This is a genomic window from Streptomyces sp. NPDC030799 (assembly GCF_055572255.1).
The window spans coordinates 309,690-323,753 of the sequence record NZ_JBVIDS010000008.1; the positions used below are offsets into that span (position 1 = coordinate 309,690).

Below are 14,064 nucleotides of genomic sequence, written 5' to 3' on the forward strand. Positions count from 1 at the left end.
TGACGTGACCCCGCCATCCGTACGTTCTGCGCGACCCCGGCGCGTCACCCCGCGCCGTGGTGGCACCGCGCACCCCCCACAGCCCTTCCCGGTTCACCCACCTCGTGGAGGACGTACGTTGCGCAGAACCGTTTCCCTCACCGCCGTGGCCACGCTCGCCACGGCCGCCCTCGCCCTGGCCGCCCCGGTCGGCCAGGCCGCCGCCTCGTCCCACGGCGTCACCGTGGCCCACGCCTGCGCCGCCCCGACGAAGAAGGACCAGATGGCCTGCAACGCCCTTCAGGTCACCTCGGGCACCCCGCTGTCGGCGCACGCCGAGAGCGCCCTGACGGCCGCCGCCACTCCCTCCGGCTACGGCCCCGCCTCGCTCCAGGCGGCGTACAACCTGCCCTCCGCGAGCGGCGGTTCGGGCCGGACGGTGGCGATCGTCGACGCGTACGACGACCCGAACGCCGAGTCCGACCTCGCCGCCTACCGCTCCCAGTACGGCCTGCCGGCCTGCACCACGGCGGGCGGCTGCTTCAAGAAGGTGGACCAGAACGGGGGCACCAGGTACCCGCGCGGCAACTCCGGCTGGGCCGAGGAGATCTCACTCGACCTCGACATGGTCAGCGCGGCCTGCCCGAACTGCAAGATCCTGCTGGTGGAGGCCAGTTCGGCGAGCATGACCAACCTGGGCACGGCCGTGAACACCGCCGTGAACCTGGGCGCGAAGTTCGTCTCCAACAGCTACGGCGGCTCCGCGTCCTCCAGCGACGCCACCTACGACTCCAGCTACTTCAACCACCCCGGCGTCGCCATCACCGTCTCCTCCGGTGACAACGGCTACGGCGTCGAGTACCCGGCGGCCTCCCAGTACGTGACGGCGGTGGGCGGTACGTCCCTGAAGACCGCCTCCGGCACGCGCGGCTGGACCGACACGGTGTGGAGCGGGGCCGGCTCCGGCTGCTCCGCCTACGACGCCAAGCCCGGCTGGCAGAAGGACTCCGGCTGTGCGAAGCGCACGGTCGCGGACGTCTCGGCGGTCGCCGACCCCAACACCGGTGTCGCGGTGTACGACACCTACGGCCAGGGCAGCGGCTGGATGGTCTTCGGCGGCACCAGCGCCTCCGCACCGCTGATCGCGGCGACCTACGCGCTGGCCGGTGCCCCGTCCGCCGGCTCCTACCCGGCGTCCTTCCCGTACGCGCACACCTCGGCGCTGAACGACGTCACCGGCGGCTCCAACGGCAGCTGCGGCGGCTCGTACCTGTGCACCGGCACCACCGGCTACGACGGGCCGTCGGGGCTCGGCACCCCGAACGGCACCGCCGCGTTCACCGGCTGAACCCTCCTATGAGCTGAGCCGGTTGGCCGTGTGCACCGCGCGGAGGACCGCCGCCGCCTTGTTGCGGCACTCCTGGTCCTCCGCCACCGGGTCGGAGTCGGCGACGATGCCGGCTCCGGCCTGCACATATGCCGTGCCGCCCCGGAGCAGCGCCGTACGGATGGCGATCGCGGTGTCCGAGTCGCCCGCGAAGTCCAGGTAGCCGACACAGCCGCCGTACAGGCCGCGCCGGGACGGCTCCAGTTCGTCGATGATCTGCATCGCGCGGGGCTTGGGCGCGCCGGAGAGGGTGCCCGCCGGGAAACAGGCGGTGAGCACGTCGAAGGCGGTGCGGCCCTCGGCGACCCTGCCGGTGACCGTGGAGACGATGTGCATCACGTGCGAGTAGCGCTCGATGGACATGAAGTCGACCACCTCGACCGAGCCGGGCTCGCAGACCCGGCCGAGGTCGTTGCGGCCGAGGTCGACCAGCATCAGGTGCTCGGCGCGCTCCTTGGGGTCGGCGAGCAGCTCCTCGGCGAGGGCCTGGTCCTCCTGCGGGGTGGTCCCGCGGGGCCGGGTGCCGGCGATGGGGTGGACCATCGCCCGCCCGTCCTCGACCTTCACCAGCGCCTCGGGGGACGAGCCGACGACGTCGAAGCCGTCGAAGCGGAACAGGTACATGTACGGGGACGGGTTCGTGGCCCGCAGCACCCGGTAGACGTCCAGGGCACTGGCGGTGCACGGGGTCTCGAAGCGCTGCGAGGGCACGACCTGGAAGGCCTCGCCCGCGCGGATTCGTTCCTTGATGTCCTCGACGGCCACCTGGAAGTCCGGGCCGCCCCACAGCGCGGTGTACTCGGGCAGCTCGGAGGGCGGCAGGACGGCCGGGGGCTGGGCGACCGCGCGCGTGAGGTCGGCCTCCATGGCGTCGAGGCGGGCCACGGCGTCGGCGTAGGCCTCGTCCACTCCGGTGTCGAGGTCGTTGTGGTTGATCGCGTTGGCGATCAGCAGGACCGAGCCCTCCCAGTGGTCCATGACGGCGAGGTCGCTGGTCAGGAGCATGGTCAGCTCGGGCAGGTTCAGGTCGTCGCGCTCGCCGGGGCCGATCTTCTCCAGGCGGCGGACGATGTCGTAGCCCAGATAGCCGACCATGCCGCCGGTGAAGGGCGGCAGGCCCTCCTGGTGGGGGGTGTGCAGGGCCTGGATCGTCGCCCGCAGGGCGGCCAGCGGGTCACCCTCGACGGGGACGCCGACGGGCGGGGTGCCGAGCCAGTGGGCCTGTCCGTCGCGCGCGGTCAGCGTGGCGGCGCTGCGGACTCCCACGAAGGAGTAGCGGGACCAGGAGCGGCCGTTCTCCGCGGACTCCAGCAGGAAGGTGCCGGGGCGCTCCGCGGCGAGCTTGCGGTAGAGCGCGACCGGGGTGTCGCCGTCGGCGAGGAGCTTGCGCGTGACCGGGATGACACGCCGGTCGGTGGCGAGCTTGCGGAAGGTCTCGAGGTCCATGGCGGCTGACCTTACTGATCAGTGGTCCGGACGGCGGAATCGGCGTCCTTGAGGAGCACGTCCTCGTCGAAGCAGGTGCGCGCGCCGGTGTGGCAGGCCGCGCCCAGCTGGTCGACCTTGACCAGCACGGTGTCGGCGTCGCAGTCCAGGGCGACCGACTTCACCCACTGGACGTGGCCCGAGGTGTCGCCCTTGACCCAGTACTCCTGGCGGCTGCGGGACCAGTAGGTGCAGCGGCCGGTGGTCAGCGTGCGGTGCAGCGCCTCGTCGTCCATCCAGCCGAGCATGAGCACCTCGCCCGTGTCGTACTGCTGGGCGATGGCGGGCAGGAGTCCGTCGGAGCTGCGCTTGAGGCGGGCGGCGATCTCCGGGGCGAGGCTGCTGGGGGGCACACTGCGGGGCGAAGCGCCTCCGTCGGGGGCGGTGGTCGGGCGACGGGCGGGAGTACCGGTCGTACGGGTCATGGGTGCCATTGTGCCGCGCGGGTACGACAACGCCGGTGCCGTGTCCATTGGATGGTCACGGCGGCGCGACGGGGTGGTGATCGGGTGACGGTTGGGCGGACGCGGCGCCTGGTCGTAGGCTGATCACATGTCGACCTTCGCCAAGCGTGAACGGCTTCTGCTCGCCGACCTCTTGGAAACCGTCGGTCCGGACGCGCCGACCCTCTGCGAGGGCTGGCGCACCCGGGACCTGGCCGCGCATGTGATCGTGCGCGAGCGCCGCCCGGACGCGGCCGGGGGCACGCTGATCAAACAGCTCGCGCCGCGCCTGGAGAAGGTGATGGCCGAGTACTCCGCGAAGCCGTACGAGGAGCTGATCCAGCTGATCCGTACCGGCCCGCCGCGCTTCTCGCCGTTCCAGCTCAAGCAGGTCGACGAGGCGGCCAACATCGTCGAGTTCTACGTCCACACCGAGGACGTCCGCCGTGCCCAGCCGGACTGGAGCCCGCGTGAGCTGGACCCGGTCTTCCAGGACGCCCTGTGGTCCCGGCTGGAGCGCACCGCGCGGCTGGTGGCCCGGGGGGTGCCGACGGGGCTGGTGCTGCGCCGCCCGGACGGGCAGACGGCGGTGGCGCACCGGGGTGCGCCGGTGGTGACGGTGACCGGAGAGCCGTCGGAGCTGCTGATGTTCGCGTTCGGCCGGCAGAACGCGGCGAAGGTGCAGGTGGACGGCGACGCGGACGCGATCGCCAAGCTGCACGAGTCCAAGCAGCTGGGCATCTGATCCGGGCGGTCGGGTGATCCGGGCGGTCGCGCAGCCGCACCCGCTGGGGTCCGGCGCGGCCGGTCCGGTCGGCGCGGTGCGTGGTCAGCCGGGCAGTTCCGCGCGGCGCAGGGCCGGTACGACGAGGAAGACGAGCCCGCCGAGGCCGCACACGGCGGCGCTGACCGCGTAGACCGGCCCGAGCCCCCAGACGCCGATCGCGGTGGCCGCCACGGGCATGCTCAGCGGGGTGAGACCGAGGCTGACCAGGCTGGAGACGGCGGTGACGCGGCCCAGGCGGGCGGGGTCCGACTGGGTCTGCAGCAGGGCTCCGCACAGGGCGCCGCTGAGCCCGGTGAGCAGGCCGACGAGCAGGGCCGTACCGACGGCCGCCGCCAGGGTCGGCGCGAACGCGAGGGCGCCGACGGCCACGGATCCCGCGGCGCACGCGCACCCGGTGACCAGTCCGGCGCGCGGCAGCCGTCCGCGGACCGTCAGCAGCAGCGAGGCGGCTCCCGCACCGACCCCGAATCCGGCCAGTACCCAGCCCATGCCGGAGGCCCCCCAGCCGCGATGGTCGGCGAGCAGCGTCAGGCCGACGTTCAGCGGACCGACGAACCCCAGGTCGCCGAGGGCGATGGCCAGCATCAGCGGGGCCAGGACGCGGTGCCGGCGGATGTACCGCAGACCGACGCGAAGGTCACTCCAGACGGTACCCGCCGCACCGGGCACGTCGTCCCGCACGGTCCCCGGCACCGCGGGCGCGTCGTCCCGGGCGCTCCCCGGCACCGCGGGCGCGTCGTCCCGGGTGGTCCCCGGCACCGGAGGTGCATCACCGTCGGCGAACCCCCGCACCGCAGACGCATCACCCCCAGCGAACCCTCGCACCGCAGACGCATCGCCCCCAGCGACCCCCAGCACCGCAGACGCATCACCCCCAGCGACCCCCAGCACCACGGTCGCGTCGCCCCGCGCGACCCCCCGCACCGCAGGTGCCTCGCACCGGCCGACCCCCGGCACCGCAGGCGCATCACCCCGGCCGACCCCCGGCACCTCAGACCCACCGCCCCAGGCGACTCCCAGCACCTCGGACACGTCATCCCCGACCGTCCCCGGCACCTCGGACGCGTCCCCCCGCACCGGCCCCGCCTCCCGCGCCGCCCGGTGTGCCGGCAGGTCCCGTACCTGTACGGACAGCAGCAGTGGCACGGAGACGGCGATGAGCAGGCCGGCGAGCGCGAAGGCCGCCGGCGCGCCGCCGACGGCCACGCCGAGGCCGCCGAGCGGTGCGCCGACCACGCCGGCGAAACGGATGGCGAGGCCGCGCATGCCCTGGACCCGGGCGAGCTGGTCCTTCTCTGTGAGGCGGGCCGGGAGAGCGCCGACGGCGGGCATGAAGACGGCGTCGACGGTGCCGAAGACCAGCGCCAGCAGGGCGAGTGGCCACAGACCGGGGCGGGTGACGGCCAGCAGGGCGGCCACGGCGAGGACCGCGGCGCAGCGCACGGCGTCACTGCCGATGACGACCCGGCGCGGCCCGAACCGGTCGGCGACGACTCCCCCGCCCAGCATCAGCACAGCCCTGGGCAGCGCGCTGGCCGACATCACCAGCCCGGCCTGCGCAGGCGTCCCGGCCCGCACGGCGGCCCAGGACAGGGCGAGGTAGTAGATGTTGTCGCCCAGCATCGAGGAGGTGTAGGCAGCGAGCCAGCGCCGGACGTTGGGGTCGCGGTGGGCCTGCGGGGCGGTCGCCGGCGGTATGAGCGTGGTGGTCACGGAGGAGGGCCCTCTCAGACGCGGAACGGGAAGCCGTACACGTGCAGCGCGACGTGCTCGCGCCCTTCGGTGTCGCCGGCGGCCTCTCGGGCGCGCCCCTGCTCGTCGTAGCGTTTGAGCAGGTCGTGCATGTCCTTCTTCAGTCCGGCCAGTTCCTCGGCGGTCAGCCTGAGCAGCGACTCGGAGTCATGGGCGGCCGTGTTCCACTCCGCGCCCCAGTGGGCCCGCTCGTCCAGGTATCTGCGGTACATCTCGGCGCGCTGTTCCAGGAACATGCGCGAGGCCGCCAGATGGGCGGCCACCTTCTCGGGGGCGTCCTGGAAGTCCTGGTCGCGGATGGAGACGCCTTCGGAGGAGGGCTGCCACCAGCGCTCGCGGGCGTCCGCGCTGCGCGGCTCGGCCTCCTCCACCAGGCCGTGCTCGGCGAGCTTGCGCAGGTGGTAGCTGACCAGCGAGACGGCCTCGTCGACCTGTTCGGCGAGCTGCGAGGCGGTGGCCGCCTCGGCGATGAACAGCAGCCGGTACAGCTTCATGCGCAGCGGGTGCGCGAGCGCCTTCAGGGTGCCCACGTCCGTGATCCGGCGCTCCTCTTCCTGTGCCATACCCCCACGCTAGATACGAAAGAAAAGTTGCACAACAGATTTTGCGCAACTTCCCTTTCGCATCTGCCCTGCATCAGCGGGGCGTCACCGCACCGGGTGCCCGGCCTCCCGCAGCGTCTGCTTCACCTCGCCGATCCTCAGGTCGCCGAAGTGGAAGACCGACGCGGCCAGTACCGCGTCCGCGCCGGCCTGGACGGCCGGCGGGAAGTGGGCCAGTGCACCGGCGCCGCCGGACGCGATCACCGGGACGGTCACGTGCTTGCGGACGGCCGCGATCATCTCCAGGTCGTAGCCGTCCTTCGTGCCGTCCGCGTCCATCGAGTTCAGCAGGATCTCGCCCGCGCCCAGCTCGGCCGCCCGGTGCGCCCACTCCACGGCGTCGATGCCGGTCCCTCTGCGGCCGCCGTGGGTCGTCACCTCGAAGGAGCCCGACTCGGTGCGGCGGGCGTCGACCGACAGGACCAGGACCTGGCGGCCGAAGCGCTCGGCGATCTCGCGGATCAGGTCCGGACGGGCGATCGCGGCGGTGTTCACGCCCACCTTGTCGGCGCCCGCCCGCAGCAGCTTGTCCACGTCGTCGGCCGTGCGGACACCGCCGCCGACCGTCAGCGGGATGAACACCTGCTCGGCGGTGCGGCGCACCACGTCGTACGTCGTCTCCCGGTTGCCCGAGGACGCGGTGATGTCCAGGAACGTCAGCTCGTCGGCGCCCTCGGCGTCGTACACCTTCGCCATCTCGACCGGGTCGCCCGCGTCGCGCAGGTTCTGGAAGTTGACGCCCTTGACGACCCGGCCGTTGTCGACGTCCAGGCAGGGGATGACTCGGACCGCCACGGTCATGAGGTCACGGCTCCTTAGGAGGCCCTACTGGCCTCTGAATGCTTCTAGTTCCACTTCGACCAGGATGCGCGGGTCGACGAAGCCCTCGACGACCAGCAGGGTCGAGACCGGGCGTACGGAGTCGAAGATCTCCTTGTGCGCCCGGCCGACGGCGTCCACGTCCCGCACATGGGTCAGGTACATCCGCGTACGGATGACGGAGTCGATGCCGAGTCCGCACTCGCCGATCGCCTCGATGGCGCTGGTGAAGGCCACTTTGGCCTGTTCGTAGGGGTCGCCCTCGCCGTACAGCACATCGCCCCGGAAGGACGTCGTGCCCGCCACCAGCACACGGTCGCCCGCCGCCACGGCACGTGCGAAACCGAAACTCTCTTCCCAGGGACTTCCGCTCTGCACGCGCCGCACGGCTTCGGTCATGACGACACAGCCTCCAAGGCCTCTTCCAGGGTGAACGCCTTCGCGTACAGGGCCTTCCCGACGATGGAGCCCTCGACACCGAGGGGTACCAGCTCGGCGATGGCCCGCAGATCGTCCAGGGACGACACGCCGCCCGAGGCCACGACCGGGCGGTCCGTCGCCGCGCACACGTTCTTCAGCAGCTCCAGGTTCGGGCCCTGCAGCGTGCCGTCCTTGGCGATGTCGGTGACGACGTACCGGGCGCAGCCCTCCTTGTCGAGGCGTTCCAGCGTCTCGTAGAGGTCGCCGCCGTCGCGGGTCCAGCCGCGGCCGCGCAGGGTGGTGCCGCGCACGTCCAGGCCGACCGCGATCTTGTCACCGTGCTCGGCGATGACCTTGGCGACCCACTCCGGGGTCTCCAGGGCGGCCGTGCCGAGGTTGACGCGCGTGCAGCCGGTGGCCAGGGCGGCGGCCAGCGAGGCGTCGTCGCGGATGCCGCCGGACAGCTCCACCTTGATGTCCATCGCCCGGGCGACCTCGGCGATCAGCTCGCGGTTGTCGCCCGTGCCGAAGGCGGCGTCCAGGTCGACCAGGTGCAGCCACTCGGCGCCGGAGCGCTGCCAGGCGAGGGCGGCCTCCAGCGGGGAGCCGTAGGAGGTCTCGGTCCCGGACTCGCCGTGCACGAGGCGGACGGCCTGGCCGTCACGGACGTCGACGGCGGGGAGGAGTTCGAGCTTGGCCATGGTCTACAGGGTTCCGATCCAGTTGGTGAGGAGCTGGGCACCGGCGTCGCCGGACTTCTCGGGGTGGAACTGGGTGGCCCACAGGGCGCCGTTCTCCACGGCGGCCACGAACGGCTTGCCGTGCGTCGACCAGGTGACCTTGGGGGCCTCGATCACCGGGTTGTGCGTCTGAAGGGCCCAGTCGTGGACGGCGTAGGAGTGCACGAAGTAGAAGCGGGCGTCGGCGTCCAGGCCGGCGAACAGCTGGGAGTCGGCCGGGGCCTCAACGGTGTTCCAGCCCATGTGGGGCACGACGTCGGCCTGGAGCGGCTCGACCGTGCCGGGCCACTCGTCCAGGCCCTCGGCCTCCACGCCGTGCTCGATGCCGCGCGCGAACAGGATCTGCATGCCGACACAGATGCCCATCACGGGCCGCCCGCCGGACAGCCGGCGGTCCACGACCCAGTCACCGCGGGCGGCGCGCAGGCCCTGCATGCAGGCGGCGAAGGCACCGACGCCCGGCACGAGCAGTCCGTCGGCGTTCATGGCCTTGTCGAAGTCGCGCGTTATCTCGACGTCGGCGCCCACGCGCGCGAGGGCACGCTCGGCGGAGCGGACGTTGCCGAAGCCGTAGTCGAAGACGACGACCTTTTTCGTTGCAGCGCTCAATTCCACACCTCCAGCCGCATGACGCCCGCGACGAGGCACAGGCCCGCGCCGATGGAGAGCAGCACGATGAGGCTCGTGGGCATCTTCTGCTTGACGAAGGAGATGATGCCGCCGACCAGAAACAGGCCGACGACGATCAAAAGGGTCGAAACACCGTTCATGGGTTTACAGCGCGCCCTTCGTGGAGGGGAGGATGCCGGCCGCGCGCGGGTCGCGCTCGGAGGCGTAACGCAGCGCCCGGGCCAGGGCCTTGAACTGGCACTCCACGATGTGGTGCGCGTTGCGCCCGTAGGGCACGTGCACGTGCAGCGCGATCTGCGCCTGGGCCACGAAGGACTCCAGGATGTGCCGGGTCATCGTGGTGTCGTACTCGCCGATCATCGGCGCCATGTTCTCGGGCTCGGTGTGCACCAGGTAGGGCCGGCCGCTCAGGTCGACCGTCACCTGCGCCAGCGACTCGTCCAGCGGAACCGTGCAGTTGCCGAAGCGGTAGATGCCCACCTTGTCGCCGAGCGCCTGCTTGAAGGCGGCGCCCAGCGCGAGGGCGGTGTCCTCGATGGTGTGGTGGGAGTCGATGTGCAGGTCGCCGTCGGTCTTCACGGTCAGGTCGAACAGGCCGTGCCGGCCGAGCTGGTCGAGCATGTGGTCGTAGAAGCCGACGCCGGTGGCGATGTCGGTCCGGCCGGTGCCGTCGAGGTCTATCTCGACGAGGACCGAGGTCTCCTTGGTGGTGCGCTCCACGCGTCCAACGCGGCTCATGAACCCTGCTCCTTCTTCATCTCACGGACCGCGTCGAGGAACGCGTCGTTCTCCTCCGGGGTTCCGGCCGACACCCGCAGCCACCCCGGTACACCGTTGTCCCGGACCAGGACGCCCCGGTCGAGGATCTTCTGCCAGGCCTCGTGGGCGCTCGCGAACCGGCCGAACTGCACGAAGTTGGCGTCGGACTCGACGACCTCGTAACCGGTCGCGCGCAGCTCGGCGACCAGCCGGTCCCGCTCGGCCTTCAGCTGCTCGACGTACTTCAGCAGCGTGTCGGTGTGCTCCAGCGCGGCCAGCGCGGTCGCCTGGGTGATCGCCGACAGGTGGTACGGCAGCCGGACGAGCTGGACGGCGTCCACGACCGCCGGGTCGGCGGCGAGGTAGCCGAGGCGCAGGCCCGCCGCGCCGAACGCCTTCGACATGGTCCGGGAGACGACCAGGTGCGGCCGGCCCTCCAGCAGGGGCAGCAGCGAGTCGCCGTGGCTGAACTCGATGTACGCCTCGTCCACGATCACCATCGACGGCTTGGCCGCCTGGGCCGCCTCGTACAGCGCGAGGACCGTCTGCGGCGGGACCGCGTTGCCCGTGGGGTTGTTGGGGGTGGTGATGAAGACGACGTCCGGCTTGTGCTCGGCGATCGCCCGCTCGGCGGCGGCGAGGTCGATCGTGAAGTCCTCCTTGCGGGGACCCGAGATCCAGCCCGTGCCCGTGCCGCGCGCGATGAGCGCGTGCATCGAGTACGACGGCTCGAAGCCGATCGCGGTACGGCCCGGCCCGCCGAAGGTCTGCAGCAGCTGCTGGATGACCTCGTTCGAGCCGTTGGCGGCCCATACGTTCTCGATGCCGAGCGGGTACTTGCCGGTCTTCGTCAGGTACTTGGCCAGCTCCGTGCGCAGCTGGACCGCGTCCCGGTCGGGGTAGCGGTTCAGGTCACGGGCGGCCTCCCGCACCCGCTCCGCGATCCGCTCGACCAGCGGCTCCGGCAGCGGGTAGGGGTTCTCGTTGGTGTTCAGCCGTACGGGGACGTCCAACTGGGGCGCGCCGTAAGGGGACTTGCCGCGCAGCTCGTCCCGTACGGGAAGATCGTCGATCCTCACGTCGCTCACTTGCTCTCGGGTACCTTCCAGCCGAACCTCGCCTTGATCGCCGCGCCGTGCGCCGGCAGGTCCTCCGCCTCCGCCAGCGTCACCACGTGATGCGCGACCTCGGCCAGCGCGTCCTTCGTGTAGTCGACGATGTGGATACCGCGCAGGAAGGACTGCACGGACAGGCCCGAGGAGTGGCAGGCGCAGCCGCCGGTGGGCAGGACGTGGTTGGACCCGGCCGCGTAGTCGCCGAGCGAGACGGGGGCCCAGGGGCCGATGAAGATCGCGCCCGCGTTCTTCACCCGGTCCGCCACGGCCGCCGCGTCGGCGGTCTGGATCTCCAGGTGCTCGGCGCCGTACGCGTCGACGACCCGCAGGCCCTCCTCGATGCCGTCGACCAGCACGATCGCGGACTGCCTGCCCCGCAGCGCGGGCACGATCCGGTCCTCGACGTGCCTGGTGGCCGCGACCTGCGGCTCCAGCTCCTTCTCCACCGCCTCCGCCAGCTCCACGGAGTCGGTGACCAGCACGGCCGCCGCGAGCGGGTCGTGCTCGGCCTGGCTGATCAGGTCCGAGGCCACGTGCACCGGGTCGGCGGTGTCGTCCGCGAGGATCGCGATCTCCGTCGGACCGGCCTCCGCGTCGATGCCGATCTTGCCGGTGAAGAAGCGCTTGGCGGCGGCGACCCAGATGTTGCCGGGGCCGGTGACCATGTTGGCGGGCGGGCAGGACTCGGTGCCGTAGGCGAACATCGCGACGGCGGTGGCGCCGCCGGCCGCGTAGACCTCGTCCACGCCGAGCAGCGCGCACGCGGCGAGGATCGTCGGGTGCGGCAGGCCCCCGAACTCGGCCTGCGCCGGGGAGGCGAGCGCGATGGACGCGACGCCGGCCTCCTGCGCCGGTACGACATTCATGATCACGGAGGAGGGGTAGACGGACCGGCCGCCCGGCGCGTACAGCCCGACGCGCTCGACCGGCACCCACTTCTCGGTGACGGACCCGCCGGGCACGACCTGGACGGTGTGCGTGCTGCGGCGCTGCTCGCGGTGGACCAGACGGGCGCGGCGGATGGACTCCTCCAGGGCCGCGCGCACGGCCGGGTCGAGGGCCTCCAGCGCGTCGGTGAGCGCCCGGGCCGGGACACGGACGGATTCCAGCCGTACTCCGTCGAACTTCTCGGCGAAGTCGATCAGCGCCGCGTCGCCACGATGATGCACGGCCTCGCAGATCGGACGCACCTTCTCCAGGGCGGCCTGAACGTCGAAGTCGGCTCGGGGCAGCAGGTCGCGCAGGGCGGGGCCCTCGGGAAGGGCGTCGCCACGCAGATCGATTCGGGAAATCACAGTCCCAATTCTCTCAGACCGGCGTCGCGAGCCGGTGGCGCGTATCAATGGCTGATACAGAACGTGGCCGAACTCGGAAGATCACCCTCACCTTTAGTGTTCCGGACGTCACACAGCGGGCATGAACGGCTGTACGAAAGTACGGGACCAGGAGAGGACAAAGGTGACCGAGGGGGCCGGCTTCGTCGCCGGAGACCTGCCGGAGGGGCTGACCGCGGCCGAGGCGGGCATGTGGCAGGCCTTCCGCAACGGCACTGTGTACGACCTGAGCAGCGGGGACACCGTCGTGGACGACCCGCACGGCGAGCACCCCTGGGGCGCCGGGCGCGCGGTGCGGGCGCGGATCGTGGCCTGGCTGCTGCTGGACGGTCCGCCGGCGCTCGCGGGGCGGGTGTCCTCGCTGAAGCTGACCGGGGTGCGGATCACCGGCACACTGGACCTCTCGGGCGGCACGGTACAGCCGTACGTCGAGCTGCGCGGCTGCCGCTTCGACGAGGAGGTCCGGCTGCCGGAGGCCCGGTTCACGACCCTGCGCCTGGTGGACTGCGCGGTGCCGCGCCTGGAGGCCGCCCGGGTCCACACCGAGGGCGACCTGCATCTGCCGCGCTGCCGTTTCCAGCAGGGCGTCCGGCTGACGGACGCGCACATCGGCACCGATCTGCTGCTCAACCAGGCGGTCGTGCACCGCGACCGCAGCGGGCGGTCGATCGCGGCGGACGGCCTGACGGTCGGCCAGGACCTGCAGGCGGAGCTGCTGGAGTCGCACGGCGAGCTGAGCCTGCGCGCCGCGCAGGTCGGCGTCTCGCTCAGCCTGCGCGGCGCGAAGCTCGACAATCCGTACTCCCGCTACGCCCTGAACGCCCCCCAGCTGACCGTCGAGCGGACCCTGTATCTGACGCCGGCCGGCGTGGGCAGCCCGCTGTTGAGCGGTACCACACCCGCGCGCGGGACGCGGATCCAGCCGTTCGAGTGCCGGGGCGGGCTGCGGCTGGACGACGGACGTTTCGGGGACGCCGTCGACCTGGAGCGGGCGCGGTTCGTCCTCGCCGACGACCAGGTGCTGTCGATGCGCCGGATGCAGACGCCGGAGCTGCGCTTCCTCGGGGACGCCCCGCAGTGCGGCCAGGTGCTGCTGTCCGGTGCGCGGATCGTCAACCTGGTGGACCGCGCGGCCAGCTGGCCGGGTCCGGGCAGTCTGCACATGGGCGGCTTCACCTACGAGAACCTGGTCCCGCGGGGCCCGTTCCCGCTGACCCGGCGGCTGGACTGGGTGGCGGCGGCCACCGCCGAGTACAACCCGGAGCCGTACGAGCGGCTGGCCGCGGTGCTGCGGGAGGCCGGGGAGGACGAGGACGCCCGGGAAGTGCTGCTCGCCAAGCAGCGCCGGCGCCGGGAGACGCTGCCACCGGCCGCGAAGGTCTGGGGATACGTCCAGGACCTGACGGTCGCCTACGGCTATCGGCCGGGCCGGGCCGCCGTGTGGATGGCGGTGCTGTGGGCGGCGGGCACGCTGGCGTTCGCGCACGCGGACCATCCGCCGATGAACCACGACGGCCACCCGTACTGGAGCCCGGCCCTGTTCACCCTGGACCTGCTGCTGCCGGTGATCGACCTCGGCCAGGTCGGCCAGTGGCAGCTGCGGGGCGTCTGGCAGTGGCTGGCGGCCGTGATGATCATGCTCGGCTGGATCCTGGCGACGACGGTGGCGGCAGGGGCGACCCGGCTGCTGAGACGGGGCTGACCCGCACGGGAAACGGGACGGGACGGATACACCCGAACAAAAGTTGAACAGTCACCTTTACCGGTCCTTGACCCAGGACCGTACAACTTTCCGCGACTTCGGCCAACCCT

15 protein-coding genes are annotated in these 14,064 nt (G+C 71.9%); 3 read left to right on the plus strand and 12 right to left on the minus strand.

Annotated features, from left to right (window positions below):
* Nucleotides 1-118 precede the first annotated feature (118 nt).
* Nucleotides 119-1,327: a S53 family peptidase gene (locus ACZ41I_RS22060; RefSeq protein WP_468514862.1), complete on the plus strand. Its 1,209-nt coding sequence runs from the start codon at nt 119-121 to the stop codon at nt 1,325-1,327.
* A gap of 6 nt (nt 1,328-1,333) precedes the next feature.
* Here ACZ41I_RS22060 and ACZ41I_RS22065 read toward each other — a convergent pair whose 3' ends face one another.
* Nucleotides 1,334-2,812, minus strand: coding sequence for an anthranilate synthase component I (locus tag ACZ41I_RS22065; RefSeq protein ID WP_363213580.1), 1,479 nt, complete (start codon nt 2,810-2,812; stop codon nt 1,334-1,336).
* Between the two features lie 11 nt (nt 2,813-2,823).
* Nucleotides 2,824-3,276, minus strand: coding sequence for a phosphoribosyl-AMP cyclohydrolase (gene hisI / locus ACZ41I_RS22070; protein WP_468514863.1), 453 nt, complete (start codon nt 3,274-3,276; stop codon nt 2,824-2,826).
* A 127-nt stretch (nt 3,277-3,403) separates the two neighbouring features.
* On the opposite strand from hisI, the gene ACZ41I_RS22075 reads away from it, so the two are divergent.
* Nucleotides 3,404-4,039 carry a TIGR03085 family metal-binding protein gene (locus ACZ41I_RS22075; RefSeq protein ID WP_363213578.1) on the plus strand — a complete coding sequence of 212 codons (636 nt, stop codon included), beginning with the start codon at nt 3,404-3,406 and terminating at the stop codon, nt 4,037-4,039.
* 84 nt (nt 4,040-4,123) lie between these two features.
* Here ACZ41I_RS22075 and ACZ41I_RS22080 read toward each other — a convergent pair whose 3' ends face one another.
* The 10 genes from ACZ41I_RS22080 to hisD form a co-directional block, all read right to left on the minus strand.
* On the minus strand, nt 4,124-5,794 hold the full coding sequence (locus ACZ41I_RS22080) for an MFS transporter (RefSeq protein WP_468514864.1): 1,671 nt from the start codon (nt 5,792-5,794) through the stop codon (nt 4,124-4,126).
* 14 nt (nt 5,795-5,808) lie between these two features.
* Entirely contained in the window at nt 5,809-6,396 is a 588-nt protein-coding gene (locus ACZ41I_RS22085; protein WP_399770045.1) for an ArsR/SmtB family transcription factor, read from the minus strand.
* 84 nt (nt 6,397-6,480) lie between these two features.
* Entirely contained in the window at nt 6,481-7,236 is a 756-nt protein-coding gene (gene hisF, locus ACZ41I_RS22090) for an imidazole glycerol phosphate synthase subunit HisF (protein ID WP_468514865.1), read from the minus strand.
* A 24-nt stretch (nt 7,237-7,260) separates the two neighbouring features.
* Nucleotides 7,261-7,653: a RidA family protein gene (locus tag ACZ41I_RS22095; protein WP_363213573.1), complete on the minus strand. Its 393-nt coding sequence runs from the start codon at nt 7,651-7,653 to the stop codon at nt 7,261-7,263.
* Nucleotides 7,650-8,375 carry a bifunctional 1-(5-phosphoribosyl)-5-((5-phosphoribosylamino)methylideneamino)imidazole-4-carboxamide isomerase/phosphoribosylanthranilate isomerase PriA gene (priA, locus tag ACZ41I_RS22100; protein WP_363213572.1) on the minus strand — a complete coding sequence of 242 codons (726 nt, stop codon included), beginning with the start codon at nt 8,373-8,375 and terminating at the stop codon, nt 7,650-7,652. Before priA ends, ACZ41I_RS22095 begins: the two co-directional genes overlap by 4 nt.
* Before the next feature lie 3 nt (nt 8,376-8,378).
* A complete protein-coding gene (gene hisH, locus ACZ41I_RS22105; protein ID WP_399770040.1) occupies nt 8,379-9,023 on the minus strand; it encodes an imidazole glycerol phosphate synthase subunit HisH in 645 nt (214 codons plus the stop codon).
* Entirely contained in the window at nt 9,020-9,184 is a 165-nt protein-coding gene (locus ACZ41I_RS22110) for a hypothetical protein (RefSeq protein WP_363213570.1), read from the minus strand. Before ACZ41I_RS22110 ends, hisH begins: the two co-directional genes overlap by 4 nt.
* A 4-nt stretch (nt 9,185-9,188) precedes the next feature.
* Nucleotides 9,189-9,782: an imidazoleglycerol-phosphate dehydratase HisB gene (gene hisB / locus ACZ41I_RS22115; protein ID WP_030783530.1), complete on the minus strand. Its 594-nt coding sequence runs from the start codon at nt 9,780-9,782 to the stop codon at nt 9,189-9,191.
* Nucleotides 9,779-10,891 (minus strand): histidinol-phosphate transaminase, encoded by a 1,113-nt coding sequence (locus ACZ41I_RS22120; protein WP_399770037.1) that lies wholly within the window; start codon nt 10,889-10,891, stop codon nt 9,779-9,781. Before ACZ41I_RS22120 ends, hisB begins: the two co-directional genes overlap by 4 nt.
* Nucleotides 10,888-12,213: a histidinol dehydrogenase gene (hisD, locus tag ACZ41I_RS22125; RefSeq protein ID WP_399770035.1), complete on the minus strand. Its 1,326-nt coding sequence runs from the start codon at nt 12,211-12,213 to the stop codon at nt 10,888-10,890. Before hisD ends, ACZ41I_RS22120 begins: the two co-directional genes overlap by 4 nt.
* 163 nt (nt 12,214-12,376) lie before the next feature.
* Here hisD and ACZ41I_RS22130 point away from each other — a divergent pair, with 163 nt between their 5' ends.
* Nucleotides 12,377-13,954 carry an oxidoreductase gene (locus tag ACZ41I_RS22130; RefSeq protein WP_399770033.1) on the plus strand — a complete coding sequence of 526 codons (1,578 nt, stop codon included), beginning with the start codon at nt 12,377-12,379 and terminating at the stop codon, nt 13,952-13,954.
* The last annotated feature ends 110 nt before the right edge of the window (nt 13,955-14,064 follow it).